This window comes from Aquibacillus halophilus, assembly GCF_009649745.1.
Taxonomy (GTDB): domain Bacteria; phylum Bacillota; class Bacilli; order Bacillales; family Amphibacillaceae; genus Aquibacillus; species Aquibacillus halophilus.
On record NZ_WJNG01000003.1, the window covers coordinates 1 to 15,224 of the forward strand.

Genomic DNA, 15,224 nt, shown 5'->3' on the forward strand with positions numbered 1-15,224 from the left:
AGTTATACATGGTTATCCAATGTGAATTTTGTAGCCGGAGAAGCGTTTACGTTGACAAAGGAATTTACCGTAGATACTAGCGCAGATTCCAAGCTTCGAGTCCAATCAAATGGAGAAGGAGCAACAGTTCCGTTCTACGTCGGAGACGTTATGATTACAACCGACAAAACAACTGCACCAGTAACGGATACAGAAGTTTATCATGAATCCTTTGCTGATGGTCCAGGTGTTGCTGTCCAATCCGGTGGTGCTAGCCTAACACAGGTGACTGATAAGACTTTCGCAGGCAATGATGATGGAACAGCTTTATATGTGAGTGACAGACAGAATGATTACTCTGCAGCTGATTTCAATTTCACAGACATAGGATTAGAAAACGGAAAGACCTACACAGTAACTGTTACGGGTTATGTAGACAGTGATGTAACTGTGCCAACTGGTGCACAAGTAGTTCTTTCAACCGTAGACAGTTATACATGGTTATCCAATGTGAATTTTGTAGCCGGAGAAGCGTTTACGTTGACAAAGGAATTCACCGTAAATACTAGCGCAGATTCCAAGCTTCGAGTCCAATCAAATGGAGATGGAGCAACAGTTCCGTTCTACGTCGGAGACGTTATGATTACAACCGACAAAACAACTGCACCGGTAACAGATACAGAAGTTTATCATGAATCCTTTGCTGATGGTCCAGGTGTTGCTGTACAATCCGGCGGTGCTAGCCTAACACAGGTGACTGATAAGACTTTCGCAGGTAATGATGATGGAACAGCTTTATATGTGAGTGACAGACAGAATGATTACTCTGCAGCTGATTTCAATTTCACAGACATAGGATTAGAAAACGGAAAGACCTACACAGTAACTGTTACGGGTTATGTAGACAGTGATGTAACTGTGCCAACTGATGCACAAGTAGTTCTTTCAACCGTAGACAGTTATACATGGTTATCCAATGTGAATTTTGTAGCCGGAGAAGCGTTTACGTTGACAAAGGAATTTACCGTAGATACTAGCGCAGATTCCAAGCTTCGAGTCCAATCAAATGGAGAAGGAGCAACAGTTCCGTTCTACGTTGGGGATATCCTTATCACTGAGGAGGCAACTTCAGGTGGGGAAGAGCCGGCGCCAGAGGATGATAGACCAGATGCTTTACCATTCGAAACGGTTACTTTTGAAGATCAAGATTTAGCTGGATTCGAAGCTAGAGGTGAAGTAGAAACACTTACAGTAACTGATGAGGCAAACAATACTGCTGATGGCTCTTACGCATTGAAAGTGGAAGATAGAGAGCAAGCATGGAATGGACCATCATTACGTGTAGAGCAGTTTATTGATAAGGGTCTTGAATATAAGATAACAGCATGGGTTAAGTTGATTTCACCTGACAGTTCACAGCTTCAACTATCTACACAAGTTGGAAGTGGCGACGGTGCTAGTTATAATAACCTTGAAGGAAAAACAGTTACCGCTGCAGACGGCTGGGTTCAGTTCGAAGGTACTTACCGTTATAGCAGTGTTGGAGACGAATATGTAACTATTTATGTGGAAAGCTCGAATAATGCTACAGCATCTTATTATATTGATGATATTAGCTTTGAGCCTACTGGAACAGGAACAGTTGAAGTTCAGAAAGACCTAACACCAATAAAAGATGTGTATCAAAATGATTTCTTAATTGGTAACGCAGTTTCTGCTAAAGAATTTGAAGGTACTAGACTTGAACTTCTAACAATGCACCACAATGTTGTAACAGCAGAGAATGCAATGAAACCAGGTTATGCATATGGCACTTATCCTGAATTTGATTTCACTGCAGAAGATGCACTTGTTACTGATGCTCATTCAGCTGGACTAGACATGGTTGGACACGTATTAGTATGGCATCAGCAGTCAGAGGAATCACTTCACACTGATGCAAACGGCGATCCTTTACCGAGAGAGGAAGCTCTTGCAAATTTAAGAAACCACGTTAAAACGACCGTTGAACATTTTGGTGATCGAGTGATTTCTTGGGACGTTGTGAACGAAGCAATGAACGATAATCCTCCAAATCCATCTGATTGGAAAGCATCATTACGTAATTCTGGCTGGTTAAAAGCTATCGGAACTGACTATGTAAAAGAGTCTTTCTTAGCTGCTAAAGAAGCACTGAATGGTAAGGATGTAAAGCTTTATTACAACGATTATAACGATGATAATCAGAACAAAGCTGAAGCAATCTATCAAATGATCAAAGAAATAAATGAAGAGTATAAAGCTGAAAATAATGGAGAACTTCTAATTGATGGTATGGGTATGCAAGCGCACTACAACTTAAATACTAATCCAGAAAATGTAGAAAAATCACTAGAGAAGTTTACTAGTGTTACAAGTGAAGTAAGTGTAACTGAGCTTGATGTTACTGCTGGAAGTGACAATGTGCTTACGGAAGCACAAGAAGTCGAGCAAGCTTACTTATATGCTCAATTGTTTAAGCTCTATAAAGAATATGCAGGTGATATCGCTCGTGTAACATTCTGGGGATTAAACGATGCAACAAGCTGGAGAGCAGCACAAAGTCCATTGTTATTTGATGCTGACTTACAAGCTAAAGAGGCGTACTATGCAGTAATTGATCCAGAAAAATATATTGCTGAAAATGAACCAGTAGAAAAAGTAATAAAGCAAGGGAATGCTTTATATGGTACTCCATCCATTGATGGTTCTGTTGATGATATTTGGAGCGATGCTCCAGAATTGCCAGTTAATCAATATCAAATGGCATGGCAAGGTGCTTCTGGTGTAACGAAAGCACTTTGGGATAATGAAAACTTATATGTTCTAGTTAACGTTAGCGATGCTCAACTAGATAAATCAAATGCAAATGCATGGGAGCAAGACTCAATCGAAGTCTTTGTTGACCAGAACAATGAAAAGACATCGTCGTACCAAGATGATGATGGTCAGTATAGAGTTAACTTTGACAATGAAACTTCCTTCAATCCACCAAGCATTGCAGATGGTTTTGTATCAGCAACTAAGGTTGATGGAACAAACTACACTGTTGAAGTGAAGATTCCATTAGATTCGATTACTCCAGCAAACGATACGGAGATTGGATTTGATGTACAGATTAATGACGCAAAAGATGGGGCCCGTCAAAGTGCTGCCACGTGGAACGATACGGCTGGTACCGGATACCAAGATACATCTGTGTTTGGTGTACTTAATCTAGTTGCTGGTGACAATAGTACTGATCCGGGTGATGGTGGAGAAACTCCAGATCCAGGTGAAGAACCGGGAGATAGTGGAGAAACACCAGAAAAGCCAAGTAAAGATGTTGTAGTTGTTAAACCAGTTGTAAAAGATAAAACTGCAACAGTCGATATAAAAGAAGTTAAGAAGGTAAAGAAGGACGGTCAATTAATTGTTGACTTAAGCGAAAATGATTCCTCTATAGTAGTTTCATTTACTGAGGAACAAATAAAAGAATTAAAAGAAAAGAATGCTACTATAACAATTACTAAAAAGGATGTAAAGGTTGAAATACCAGCTTCTTTACTAACTAACGGTAATAAAGCAGTAGATATCAAAATTACGAAAATGAAAGATATTGATGGTGCTTTAAGTGCTGTCTACGATTTTAAGATCGTACAAGGTGGAGAAGAAATTAGTGAATTTTCCGGAAAAGTAACACTCACTTTCTCAGTAGACACTAGCAAGGTTGATAATCCGGATAATGTTAAAGTTTTCTATTGGAACCCAGATAGCAAGGCTTGGGAACTAGTAGGAGGTACGTACAAAGATGGATCTATCACAGTAGAAGTAGATCACTTCAGTACGTATACTGTATTTGAAACTTCTGGAGAAGATAGTCCAGACACAGAAGATCCGCAGGTTGAAGACGGCCAAGAACTGCCAGACACAGCAACTAGCACATTTAATTGGTTAGTGGTGGGCTTTACTCTGTTAATAGCAGGAGCAGCTTTCTTCCTATTAAGTAATAGAAGAAGAGCGTAAATCAAATTTGGTGTCCCTAGAGCTAAAACTTTAGGGGCACCATCTTTTTATCCAATCATATATATGGAGTTTTCATGATTAAACATGTAAAATTTCATTGAAAAACTAGTGAATTTTGTGAAACTAAAAGGAGAGCATTACTATGAATAAACCTAACATTATTAATGACGTTCAAACATCTCAGAAGCAAGTAGCGCTAACATTTGATGATGGACCTAATCCACTTTATACTTCACAACTGTTAGAAATTTTTCGGAAAGTTGACGGTAAAGCTACTTTTTTTATGATAGGAGAAGAAATGATAAAGCACCCTGAAGTGGTAAAAGCCGTTTCTGAGAATTTACATGAAATAGGAAACCATACATACTCGCACCCTAAATTGACGGAATTGAGTTCAGATGACTGTTTTAATGAATTAGTTAAAACTGAAAACTTAATAAAAGAAATGACAGGAAAGAAGCCAACCACATTCCGTCCACCTTATTTAGACTATAATCAGGACACCGCGACTGTAGTAGAGGAATTTGAATACAGTGTGATTGGGGCACTAAACATGGAAGCACAAGATTGGGAGCAACCAGGGGTAGAGCATATATTGTCCAAAAGCCTTAAACATGTCAAAAATGGTAGCATTCTTATTTTTCACGATGGGTATGGAGATCGCTCACAAACAATAGAAGCTGTTAGGAATCTGGTCACAGAAATAGATAACCAAGGCTACCAATTCGTAACAGTAAGCGAACTTTTGAGACTATCAAGATCAAATAATAGTTAAAAACTTGGTCTCATATAACCATTGTAAATTAACACTTATACTAAATGTTGAAGTAGAGAGGGAGATATTAGATGAAGTTTGAAAAAGGACAAAAGTTATTATTTATCGGAGATTCTATTACAGATTGTGACAGAGCGAAGCCGGAAGGAGAAGGATTATTTGGTGCTTTGGGACAAGGATATGTATCCTATGTAGACGCTCTTCTACAATCTGTATATCCAGAGTTAGGTATTCGAGTAATAAATAAAGGGATTAGTGGTAATAACGTTCTAAATCTAAATGCAAGATGGCAAGAGGATGTCTTAGACCAAAAACCTGATTGGTTATCGATTATGATTGGGATCAATGACGTATGGCGACAATATGACACTCCTTTTATTAAAGATAGACATGTTTATATAGAAGAGTATGAGCAAACACTTAGAAAATTGGTAAAGGAAACTAAACCACAAGTAGAAGGATTAATATTAATGACACCTTATTATCTAGAAAGTAATGTTAATGATGCAATGCGTCAAACAATGGATCAATATGGTGAGGTTGTTAAACATATAGCTAAAGAAAATAACTGTATTCTTGTTGATACCCAGGACGGATTTAATAATGTACTGAAAGAACTATATTCTGCAACACTTGCTTGGGACCGTGTCCATCCAACTGCTGCAGGACATATGGTATTGACAAGAGCTTTGTTAAAAGAAATCGGGTTTGATTGGAACAGGATATAATTAAATTTTCTTATGTTGAAGTGTATTCAGGTTAAAGATTTTAGTTAAAAAACCTTTAAGAGTCTGAAAAGAAGAAATGATTATATCATTTCTTCTTTTCATCTATAAAATTAGTTCGTACCTAACACAATACCTAGCTTTCATGGTAAACTAATCAATAAAAATTAGTTATGTCGAATTTAGCAAAAAAAATCGTATTACCGAGAAGGATGGACTATATTGCTTTCATTATTAAAGAAGTGGAATACACTGCGTAATCAAATATTAATTGTATTTCTATTTGTTATGGTCATTGTATTAGTAATTGTTGGTATATTGACTTTTAACCGTGTATCAATGTTATTAAAGAATAACGCGGAAGATCAAATTCAACAAGTCGCTATTGAAGCAAATGGTAGATTTGAGTCTCTATTTGAACAATTAAATATGATAACAAAACAATTAGTTACCAATGAAGATGTTCAAAACCTCTTGTTAAGTGAAGTAGAAGGAAATGACGCAACCTTCAATCAAAGGCAAGCATTAATGGAAAGAATCAACACCATCCACGCAAATGCTGACGGTATATATACCGTTGAGATATATACAAAAGATTATCAGAAAATCATTCCTTTAGGGGAAGGTAGTTTAACCAATAGAATAGATCCTTGGCTAGTCGAGAGAGCGGATGAGCTTAAGGGGAAAATACTATGGATTGGACAAGATGAAGATTCTGATTCCTATTTAGCAATTAGAAGAGTTAGTTTGATGGACCAAAATTTCAGTAACGGTGGTTACTTATTAGTAAGAGTTAATAAAAACTACTTTCAACTAAATAATGAGCAAGATAATGAATATACGATCCTAGTTGATCAAAATTCAAATACCATTGTGTCTAACTATAATGGCGATATAAATAAAGTCTTAAACAGTAATCAAGACACAATCCAGATAGAAGGCAATGACTATATACTAACTAAACAGTCATCAAATCTCACTGGTTGGACCTTAGCTATCCTTACTCCAGTTAGCGCCCTGACTAAGGGTATTTCAATTTTGAGAACAGTTATTATTGTATCAGGCGTCGTCGGATTTATGATCTTCACAGTTTGTTCTTTCTTTTTGTCGACCGTAATTACCCGTCCGATTATAAAGCTAACAACAACAATGAGGAAGGCTAGTGAAGGTATCTTAACATTAAACCCAAAGATATCATCAACAAATGAAATTAATGAGTTAAATAATACTTATAATCAATTAGTCGAAGAGACAAACCATTTAATACAAATGGTGTACGAAAAAGAGCTTACGAGAAGCAGAACAGAATTAAAGGCATTACAAGCACAAATAAACCCACATTTTCTGTTCAATACCTTAGACTCACTCTATTGGTCATTAGAGGAAAAAGATGAGGAAGAACTTGCAGAGCTTGTTTTTGCAATGTCTGGTTTGTTTAGGTACACAATCACTCACATAAATAAGGGAGAATGGGTAACTATTAAAGAAGAAATGGAGCATGCGGAACGGTATATCCAAATCATGGAAATGCGCTTTGGAGACAGATTAACTTGGAAAAAACTTGTCCCTGAGCAATGGGAGAAAGTTAAAATTCCAAAATTAATCATACAACCATTAGTTGAAAATGCAATCCTGCATGGTGCAGGTAACACAGTTCAAACCTGTCATGTTTCAGTTATTATTGAGAAATCAAAAGTTGAAAATATGCTAAGTATCAAAGTTATCGATGATGGCCCAGGAATGGATCAAGAAAAAGTGAATTGGTTATACCAATCGATGAATGAAGGCGTTTCTTCAGTTAAAGGCAATGGAATTGCTATTTCGAATGTACAAAAAAGACTTCAATTATATTATCAAAAAGAGAACCTGGATGGGTTAGTGATAGAAAGTGAAATAAATAAAGGGACAAGTGTCTCATTTGATATACCTATTTATGGGGGAATGGAATAATGCACACGAAAACAATCTTAATAGTCGATGATGAACCAAGGATCAGACAAGGTATCAAAAAAACATTAGAAAATTGGGCGAATGGTCAGTACCTCATTTTGAGTGCAGCCGGAGGAGAAGAGGCAATCGAAATAATTGAGGCAAATAAGATTAGTTTGCTAATAACAGATATACGTATGCCAGAAATGAGTGGTCTATATTTATTAGAGACCCTAAAAAAACAGGAGAGGAATCCCGTAGTCATTATTATCTCTGCATATTCTGAATTCGCTTATGCACAACAAGCACTTAGACTTGGTGTTGTAAATTACTTACTAAAACCAGTTAGTAAACAAAAGCTAATTGAAGCGGTAGAGCAGGCGGTTCAAGTGGAACAAAAACAAACAAGAACAGGATTAATTCAAAAAGTCGTAGATGAAAAGTTAGCTGATATGAATAATTATAATGATGGTAACAAAATATACAGTAAATCGATTATTGATGCAATCTTGTTTATCGATGAAAGATTTAATATGGAGATTACATTAAAACAAGTTGCTGCCCATGTTCATTTGAACTCAAGTTACTTTAGTGCTCTTTTCAAGGAACAGACTAATGTAACATTTAGCGAGTATTTGACAAGGATACGCTTACAACATGCCAAAAACTTATTAATGACATCGACATTACCAGTGACAGAGATTGCAGAGAAAGTTGGCTACAATACATCTAAATACTTTATAAAGCTTTTCAAGCAATATGAGGGTATGACACCAAATGCTTATCGTAAGGGAAATGAAAACGATTTCTAAAGATAGTAGTACTTTACCCAATCGTAGTTACCTTACGTAAGCCCTCTCATGGTGATAGACTTTAGTTGTAGCAAAACACCAAATAGGAGGTAATTATTTTGAATAAGAAAGCGTTTCCGTATATTTTAGGATTAATAGCATTAATAATGTTAACACTTGCAGGATGTGCTGGTGGTGGAACCGATGAAGCAGAATCAGGAAATGAAGGTGGTTCTGATGTAGAAGAAAAAACAATCAGTTTCATGCACTTATGGCCAGAAGGAAGTTCTAGACAACATCACTTGATTGTTAACGATATAATTGCTGAATTCGAAGAAGCAAACCCAGGTGTTACAGTTGAACCGGAAATTCTTGGTAATGAACAGTATAAAGATAAATTAAAAGTATTATCTTCTTCAAATGAATTACCAGATGTAGGTATGACATGGGCTGCTGGATTTTTAGAGCCTTATGTAAACGGCAACATGTTTGCATCGTTAGATGATGTAATTGAAAACGACCATAGTGATTCATTTGTACCAGGTACAACTGAAGCTTATGCAATAGATGGTACAACCTATGGTTTACCACTTGAGTTGAACATTACACCAGTTATGTATAACATGGCAATTTTCGAAGAATATGGTGTAGAAGTACCAGAAACTTTTGAAGAATTAAAAGCAGCAGTTCAAACTTTTGTTGATAATGACGTTATTCCAATAACTCTAGGTAACAAAGATAGCTGGACTGGTTCTATGTGGTATATGTATTTAGCTGACCGTATTGGTGGAGAAGAAACGCTTACAAATGCAATCAACCGTTCAGGTAGCTTTGAAGATCCTGCTTTAGTTGAGGCGGCGGCAAAAGTACAAGAATTAGTAGATATGGGTGCGTTTGTAAAAGGTTATAACGGTTTAGCGAATGATGAAGCAAAAGGTTATTTCATTAATGAACAGGCAGCTATGTATTTGATGGCAACATGGGATCTTCCTCAGTGGACTACTGATGAAAATAATCCTCAAGAATTTAGAGATAATGTTGGATACTTCAAATTCCCAACTGTTGACGGAAGTGGAGATGTTAATAGTTATGTAGGTGGACCTGGTGTTGGATTGTTTGTGGCTGAAGATTCACCAGTTAAACAAGAAGCAAAAGACTTTGTTTCATTCTTTGTTGAAAAATGGGGAGAACAAGCTGTAACTAATGCTGGTGTTATTCCTGCAACAAAAGTTGATACAGAAGGTATTGAATTACCACAAATGTACATTGACGTTCTTAATGATTTAAACGAAGCGTCAAACATCACACTTTATGCTGATGTTCAAATGAGCCCAGCTGTAGCACAAGTACACTTGGATATGATTCAAGCGTTGTTTGGTGGCGAAGTAACTCCAGAAGAGTTTGCTGCTAGACAAGAAGAAGCACTTGCAGCTGAAGAGTAAAAATAATATGTTGAAGCTTCACCTTCAAGGTGAAGCTTCCATTTTTCCCACTTTGCCGATTAGTAAAGTGGGAAAAATGGAAGCTAAAACAACAAAAGAGTTAGTTTCTAGGTATTCTTTAAAAATTAAAAGAGGGTAACACAAGGTACACTTAGTACTCTTCACAAACATAAATGCCTTACAATAAGAAAGGAGAGGAATTATTATATGAAGCAAGTTATGTCGAATAAGTTAGTTATTGCACTTTACACACTACCAGCTCTAATTTTAATTTTAGCCCTCGTATATGTTCCAATTATGATGTCTGGTTACTATGGCTTAATGGATTGGGATGGAATTGGTGCGATGACATTCATAGGATTAGAAAATTACATCGCGTTAATGCAAGATGCTAAATTCTGGGATAGTGCGTATCATTCCTTTTTATTAGCCGCATTCTCAACATTAAGTTTAGGTGCATACTTACTCATTTCTCTAGTACTAGCTAACAAACTAAAGGGATCTGAACTGTTAAGAAAGATTTATTTAATTCCAATGTTACTGTCTTCTGTTGCAATTGCGCAACTTTGGTTAAAAATCTATGATCCAAACAATGGAATGCTAAATAGTTTACTTGAATTTTTTGGTGTAGAAAATACACCAATATGGTTAGCAGATCCGGATCTTGTTCTATTCTCAATTTTCATTGCGATTATATGGCAATATGCTGGATTCTACATTATTATTTATTCTGCTGCATTAAAAGGTATTCCTGAATCATTAGTGGAAGCAGCACGAATCGACGGTGCTAATCCATTGCAAATCGCATGGAAGATCAAGGTGCCACTAATTGCAGGAGTAATTAAAGTTACTATTGTTCTTGCTATTGTCGGATCATTGAAATATTTTGATTTAATTTATGTAATGACTGGTGGAGGACCAAACGGAGCAAGTGAAGTAATGGCATCTTACATGTATAAAGAAGCATTCGGTGCTTACAACTTTGGATATGGTAGTGCGGTTGGATTTGCATTATTAGTGATATGTTTACTTCTTACCTGGTTAATCCGTAAATTAACAACTTCTGATGAAGAAATTCAATACTAATAAGGAGGGTCTAAAATGACAAGTAAACAAGCATCTTTAGAAACAAATGATAAAACAAAACTTAGTTTAGGTAATCGAATTGGACTAGGCCTCCTTTATTTAGTATTGGTCTTAGTTGCTATATTCCAAATTTACCCACTTATTTGGTTGTTCTTTTTCTCTTTGAAGACGAATGCAGAAGTGTTCGGTACATCCCCATTTGCTTTACCATCAGATCCACAGTGGGGAAATTATGTGAAAGCTTGGGTAGATGGTGGAGTAGGTTCATATTTCTTCAACAGTGTTTTTGTAACAGTAACAGCTGTTATTTTAACAATACTATTCGCTAGTTTTGTTACATTTGCAATTACTAGAATGGAGTGGAAACTTAATAAATTGGCTCTAGGATTGTTCATGGTTGGACTGATGGTACCAATTCACTCCGCTTTGATTCCATTGTTTTCGTTTTTCCTAGACATAAACCTTATTGATCATCCGCTTTCAATTATTTTAACGTACACAGCATATAATTTACCTTTAACTATTATGATCATGTTAGGCTTCTATTACACGTTACCACGTGAGGTAGAAGAGGCAGCCGTTATGGATGGATGTTCAATTCACCGTATCTTTTTCCAAATCACTCTGCCAATTACAACACCTGTTATCTCCACAACAGCTATTATCAATATGATTTACAATTGGAATGAGTTTGTATTTGTAAACACATTTATTAGTTCTGATAAATACAAAACATTGACTGTTGGTATTCAAAACTTTATCGGTCAATATCTAACTGACTGGGGAGCGATTGGTGCAACCCTAATGATCAGTATCATTCCAGTCTTAATTGCATTCTTTATCTTAAGTAATCGTATTGTAGAAGGAATAGCTGCTGGTTCTGTGAAAGGTTAAATTATACTTATTTAAATTAGGCTTACTCCAGTATTAACCGGAGTAAGCCTAATTTAAAGCTTAATTTATTGGAAAATTGAATTTTATTAAAATATAAATGATTATGAGTACATAAGGAGATGCAAAAATATGCCGAAAAACAATTTTTTTAATGCACATCATTCACCGATTGGATCATTTTCAAGTTTTACCCTTGGATTCCCAGGTTCCGGAGGTGGGTTGGACTTAGAACTTGGTCGATCTCCCCGTAAAAATGTTTATATCGGAGTAGAGTCGTCTAATCGTCAAGGACATTATGATGCATTACCTTTCTTTAATAATGGTGAAGATGATGAAAGTAAGCGCTATGATGTTGAAAATCCTGATCCTGATCCAGATAAACCTAAAATTATTTTCCCTTTTGCTAAAGAAGAAATCGAACGCGACTTTCAGTTAGGAACAGATAGCTGGAAGGCCGGTGATTTGGAATTTACTATATATTCTCAAGTAGAGTCAGTACCTGAACCAGGAACAGCATCCGATGAGGAAATGAAGATTGCACTTGTTCCTTCGGTATTAGCGGAGTTAACTATCGATAATTCCAGAGGTGATAAACCACGCAGAGCATTTTTTGGCTATGAAGGTAGTGATGTTTATAGTTCCATGAGAAGATTAGATGACACACTTGAGAATATATCAGGAATTGGGCAAGGAAGGTTAACTGCAATTACTTCATCAGATTCAGATGTTAAGTCAGCACAGCATTTTACATTAGAAAATATTTTGACAACCGATCTTCAGGAAAACTGGACGTTTGGACTAGGCCCATTTGCTGCTTTGGTAATGGATGTTCCAGCAGGTGAATGTCGTACCTATCAGTTTGCAGTTAGTTTTTATCGCGGGGGATTAGTTACTGCTGGCCTTGACGCATCCTACTATTACACAAAGTATTTTACTAATATAGAAGACGTTGCTAGTTTTACACTGAATAACTTTAATAGATTAGCCACTCGTGCTAGAAAAGCAAACCAATTGTTAGAAGGGTCACATCTATCTGAAGATCAAAAATTCATGATGGCACATTCAATACGAAGCTACTATGGTTGTACCCAATTACTAAATGTAGATGGTGATCCTTTTTGGATAGTCAATGAAGGTGAATATCGAATGATGAATACATTTGACCTTACCGTTGATCAACTTTTTTTTGAATTAAAGATGAATCCATGGACAGTTAAAAATGAGTTAAATATGTTTATTGACCGATTTAGCTACGAAGATAAAGTTCGTTTTCCTAACGATGATACAGAATATCCAGGTGGAATAAGCTTTACACACGATATGGGGGTAGCGAATACAATTTCTCGTCCACAGTATTCTTCTTATGAGCTTTACGGTATTGATGGTTGTTTCTCTCATATGACACATGAGCAATTAGTTAATTGGATTTTAACGGCAGCTGTGTATGTAGAACAAACTGGTGATAATGAATGGTTTAGTGACAATATAAAAGTCTTCGAGCAATGTTTAGATAGTATGTTAAACCGTGATCATCCAGATCCAGATAAACGTAATGGAATTATGGGTTTAGACTCCTCTCGTGTTATGGGTGGAGCTGAAATAACAACCTATGATAGCTTAGATGTATCCTTGGGTCAGGCAAGAAACAATATTTACCTAGCTGGAAAGTCATGGGCTTCATATGTGGCGCTTGAGAAATTGTTCCGTGACCATGGCAAAGAAAATTTAGCTAATGTAGCCGGTGAACAGGCAGTTCGATGTGCTTCGACAATCGTTAGTAATGTGACGCCTGGAGGCTACGTACCGGCAGTTATTGGTGAAGGAAATGACTCAAAGATTATTCCGGCAATTGAAGGTTTAATTTTCCCGTTATATACAAATAATCAAGAAGCGCTTGATCCTAACGGACGTTTTGGGGATTACATTAAAACGTTGAAAAAGCATTTTGAGACAGTTCTACAGGATGGCATATGCTTATTTGAAGACGGTGGATGGAAAATTTCTTCGACTAGTAACAATTCTTGGCTAAGTAAGATTTATCTTTCTCAGTTTATTGCACGTAAGATTCTTGGCTTGAAATGGGATGAAAAAGGAGCAAGGGCTGATGCGGCCCATGTCGAATGGTTAACACATCCGTCTTTATCAGTGTGGAGCTGGAGTGACCAGATTTTATCAGGTGAAATTATCGGAAGTAAATACTATCCACGTGGAGTAACTAGCATTCTTTGGTTAGACGAAAAATAAGGATTATATGAAATAATAAAGGCCGGCATTCCTATGGTTTAGGAATGCTGGCCTTTTAAATAAACTCTTGTTAAAGGTTAGCTATTAGTTTCAACTGTTTTTTCCTTTTTCTTTTCAACTTTTTGAAATGCTTGGTAGGAGGGCCACATTATGATATATGTGAGTGCACTACCACCAAAGAAAAAAATCAAGCCAGGAACAAGTGATAAACCATAATATGTACCAATAATTCCTAATATCATCATTAGGGTGTAAATTGGGTTAATAATCATGATGAGAAAGGAATTTTTGAACATCTGAAAAAATTTAACATCATAGTGAACATATACAGGAAATAGGTAGATAACCGTTAAAATAAATGCAAACATAAAAAGGTATAGAGGGATGTGAGTTAACACTAATAAATTACCTGTATTTGCTTCGATATAAATTAGGTTAACATAAATAATTCCAGCAACAAGTATTAAAAGTAAACCTAATAAATTGCTCTTAATAAACTCTTGTTTATATATGCTCCAAAACTGTTTGAAAATAGAGATGTCGGTATCGCCCATAATCCATTTTCTTACTATCGTAAACATAGCAATGGTAGCAGGGAAAAAACCAAAAATGATTAATCCGATAAAAGAAAAAGCCATCCATAATACATTGACATAAGCAAACTTTGAAATCCATTCAAATAATTTAAATAGTCCACCTTGGTACCCTAAAAAATTCATTATTTTCTCCTTTTTGTTCGGTTACGTATTAATCTAATTTTATCATGAATTATTCAACAGTGTACATTTTTGCAAATTAATTCCCCTGACACCAGCTGAAGACAAATTGAAATCCTAAATGTTACAATCAATAATATTCTTGATAAGGATAGGGGTAAGAATAACCAGAGCTTACTTCTGTCTGTCAGTATCATGTGATCTTTGAAGGGTAATTACTTTATATGCGAGCAGTTTTTTATTATTATTGGTTCGTAGTGAGGCGAAATATAATTTCACATATATAAAGTTACGTAGTTATCGTTCCGTCATTTTGTTTTCAACAGAAAATAATGTATAATATAATACAGAACCCAGAAAGGGAGATGTAGTATGGCTTACTATAACAATAAAAGAGAACCAGTACCAGAAGTTGAAACAGTGGTATGGTCATGCACTAGCGAGTCTTGCGCTGGTTGGATGAGAGAAAGTTTTTCTTTTGAAGAAGAACCAAAGTGTCCTTTATGTAAATCTGAAATGGTAAAAGAAACAAGAACTATTGCTAAAATTGATTAATTGTTATGCCAAATATATGGGAGGCCAAAAGGCCTCTTTTTATTTTTTCTTTTTTCTTTGCATAT

At 36.1% G+C, this 15,224-nt stretch carries 11 protein-coding genes; 10 read left to right on the forward strand and 1 reads right to left on the reverse strand.

Annotation, left to right across the window (positions count from 1 at the left end; translation table 11 throughout):
- Positions 1 to 51: 51 nt before the first annotated feature.
- From GH741_RS04435 to GH741_RS04475, 9 genes are all read left to right on the forward strand, one after another.
- Positions 52 to 4,002, forward strand: a complete 3,951-nt coding sequence (locus GH741_RS04435) for an endo-1,4-beta-xylanase (protein WP_240795415.1) — start codon at positions 52 to 54, stop codon at positions 4,000 to 4,002.
- Positions 4,003 to 4,144: 142 nt separating this feature from the next.
- Positions 4,145 to 4,777, forward strand: a complete 633-nt coding sequence (locus GH741_RS04440) for a polysaccharide deacetylase family protein (RefSeq protein ID WP_153735586.1) — start codon at positions 4,145 to 4,147, stop codon at positions 4,775 to 4,777.
- Positions 4,778 to 4,848: 71 nt separating this feature from the next.
- Positions 4,849 to 5,505: an SGNH/GDSL hydrolase family protein gene (locus GH741_RS04445; protein WP_153735587.1), complete on the forward strand. Its 657-nt coding sequence runs from the start codon at positions 4,849 to 4,851 to the stop codon at positions 5,503 to 5,505.
- A 219-nt stretch (positions 5,506 to 5,724) separates the two neighbouring features.
- Positions 5,725 to 7,452 carry a cache domain-containing sensor histidine kinase gene (locus GH741_RS04450; RefSeq protein WP_153735588.1) on the forward strand — a complete coding sequence of 576 codons (1,728 nt, stop codon included), beginning with the start codon at positions 5,725 to 5,727 and terminating at the stop codon, positions 7,450 to 7,452.
- A complete protein-coding gene (locus GH741_RS04455) occupies positions 7,452 to 8,243 on the forward strand; it encodes a response regulator transcription factor (protein WP_153735589.1) in 792 nt (263 codons plus the stop codon). Before GH741_RS04450 ends, GH741_RS04455 begins: the two co-directional genes overlap by 1 nt.
- A 95-nt stretch (positions 8,244 to 8,338) precedes the next feature.
- Entirely contained in the window at positions 8,339 to 9,664 is a 1,326-nt protein-coding gene (locus tag GH741_RS04460) for an extracellular solute-binding protein (protein ID WP_420809386.1), read from the forward strand.
- A 207-nt stretch (positions 9,665 to 9,871) separates the two neighbouring features.
- A complete protein-coding gene (locus GH741_RS04465) occupies positions 9,872 to 10,750 on the forward strand; it encodes a carbohydrate ABC transporter permease (RefSeq protein ID WP_153735590.1) in 879 nt (292 codons plus the stop codon).
- Between the two features lie 15 nt (positions 10,751 to 10,765).
- A complete protein-coding gene (locus GH741_RS04470; protein ID WP_153735591.1) occupies positions 10,766 to 11,644 on the forward strand; it encodes a carbohydrate ABC transporter permease in 879 nt (292 codons plus the stop codon).
- Positions 11,645 to 11,773: 129 nt separating this feature from the next.
- Positions 11,774 to 13,888, forward strand: coding sequence for a glycoside hydrolase family 52 protein (locus tag GH741_RS04475; protein WP_153735592.1), 2,115 nt, complete (start codon positions 11,774 to 11,776; stop codon positions 13,886 to 13,888).
- A 77-nt stretch (positions 13,889 to 13,965) separates the two neighbouring features.
- Here GH741_RS04475 and GH741_RS04480 read toward each other — a convergent pair whose 3' ends face one another.
- Positions 13,966 to 14,607 carry a YesL family protein gene (locus GH741_RS04480; RefSeq protein ID WP_153735593.1) on the reverse strand — a complete coding sequence of 214 codons (642 nt, stop codon included), beginning with the start codon at positions 14,605 to 14,607 and terminating at the stop codon, positions 13,966 to 13,968.
- Between the two features lie 369 nt (positions 14,608 to 14,976).
- Here GH741_RS04480 and GH741_RS04485 point away from each other — a divergent pair, with 369 nt between their 5' ends.
- Positions 14,977 to 15,159 carry a cold-shock protein gene (locus GH741_RS04485; RefSeq protein ID WP_153735594.1) on the forward strand — a complete coding sequence of 61 codons (183 nt, stop codon included), beginning with the start codon at positions 14,977 to 14,979 and terminating at the stop codon, positions 15,157 to 15,159.
- Positions 15,160 to 15,224: the final 65 nt, after the last annotated feature.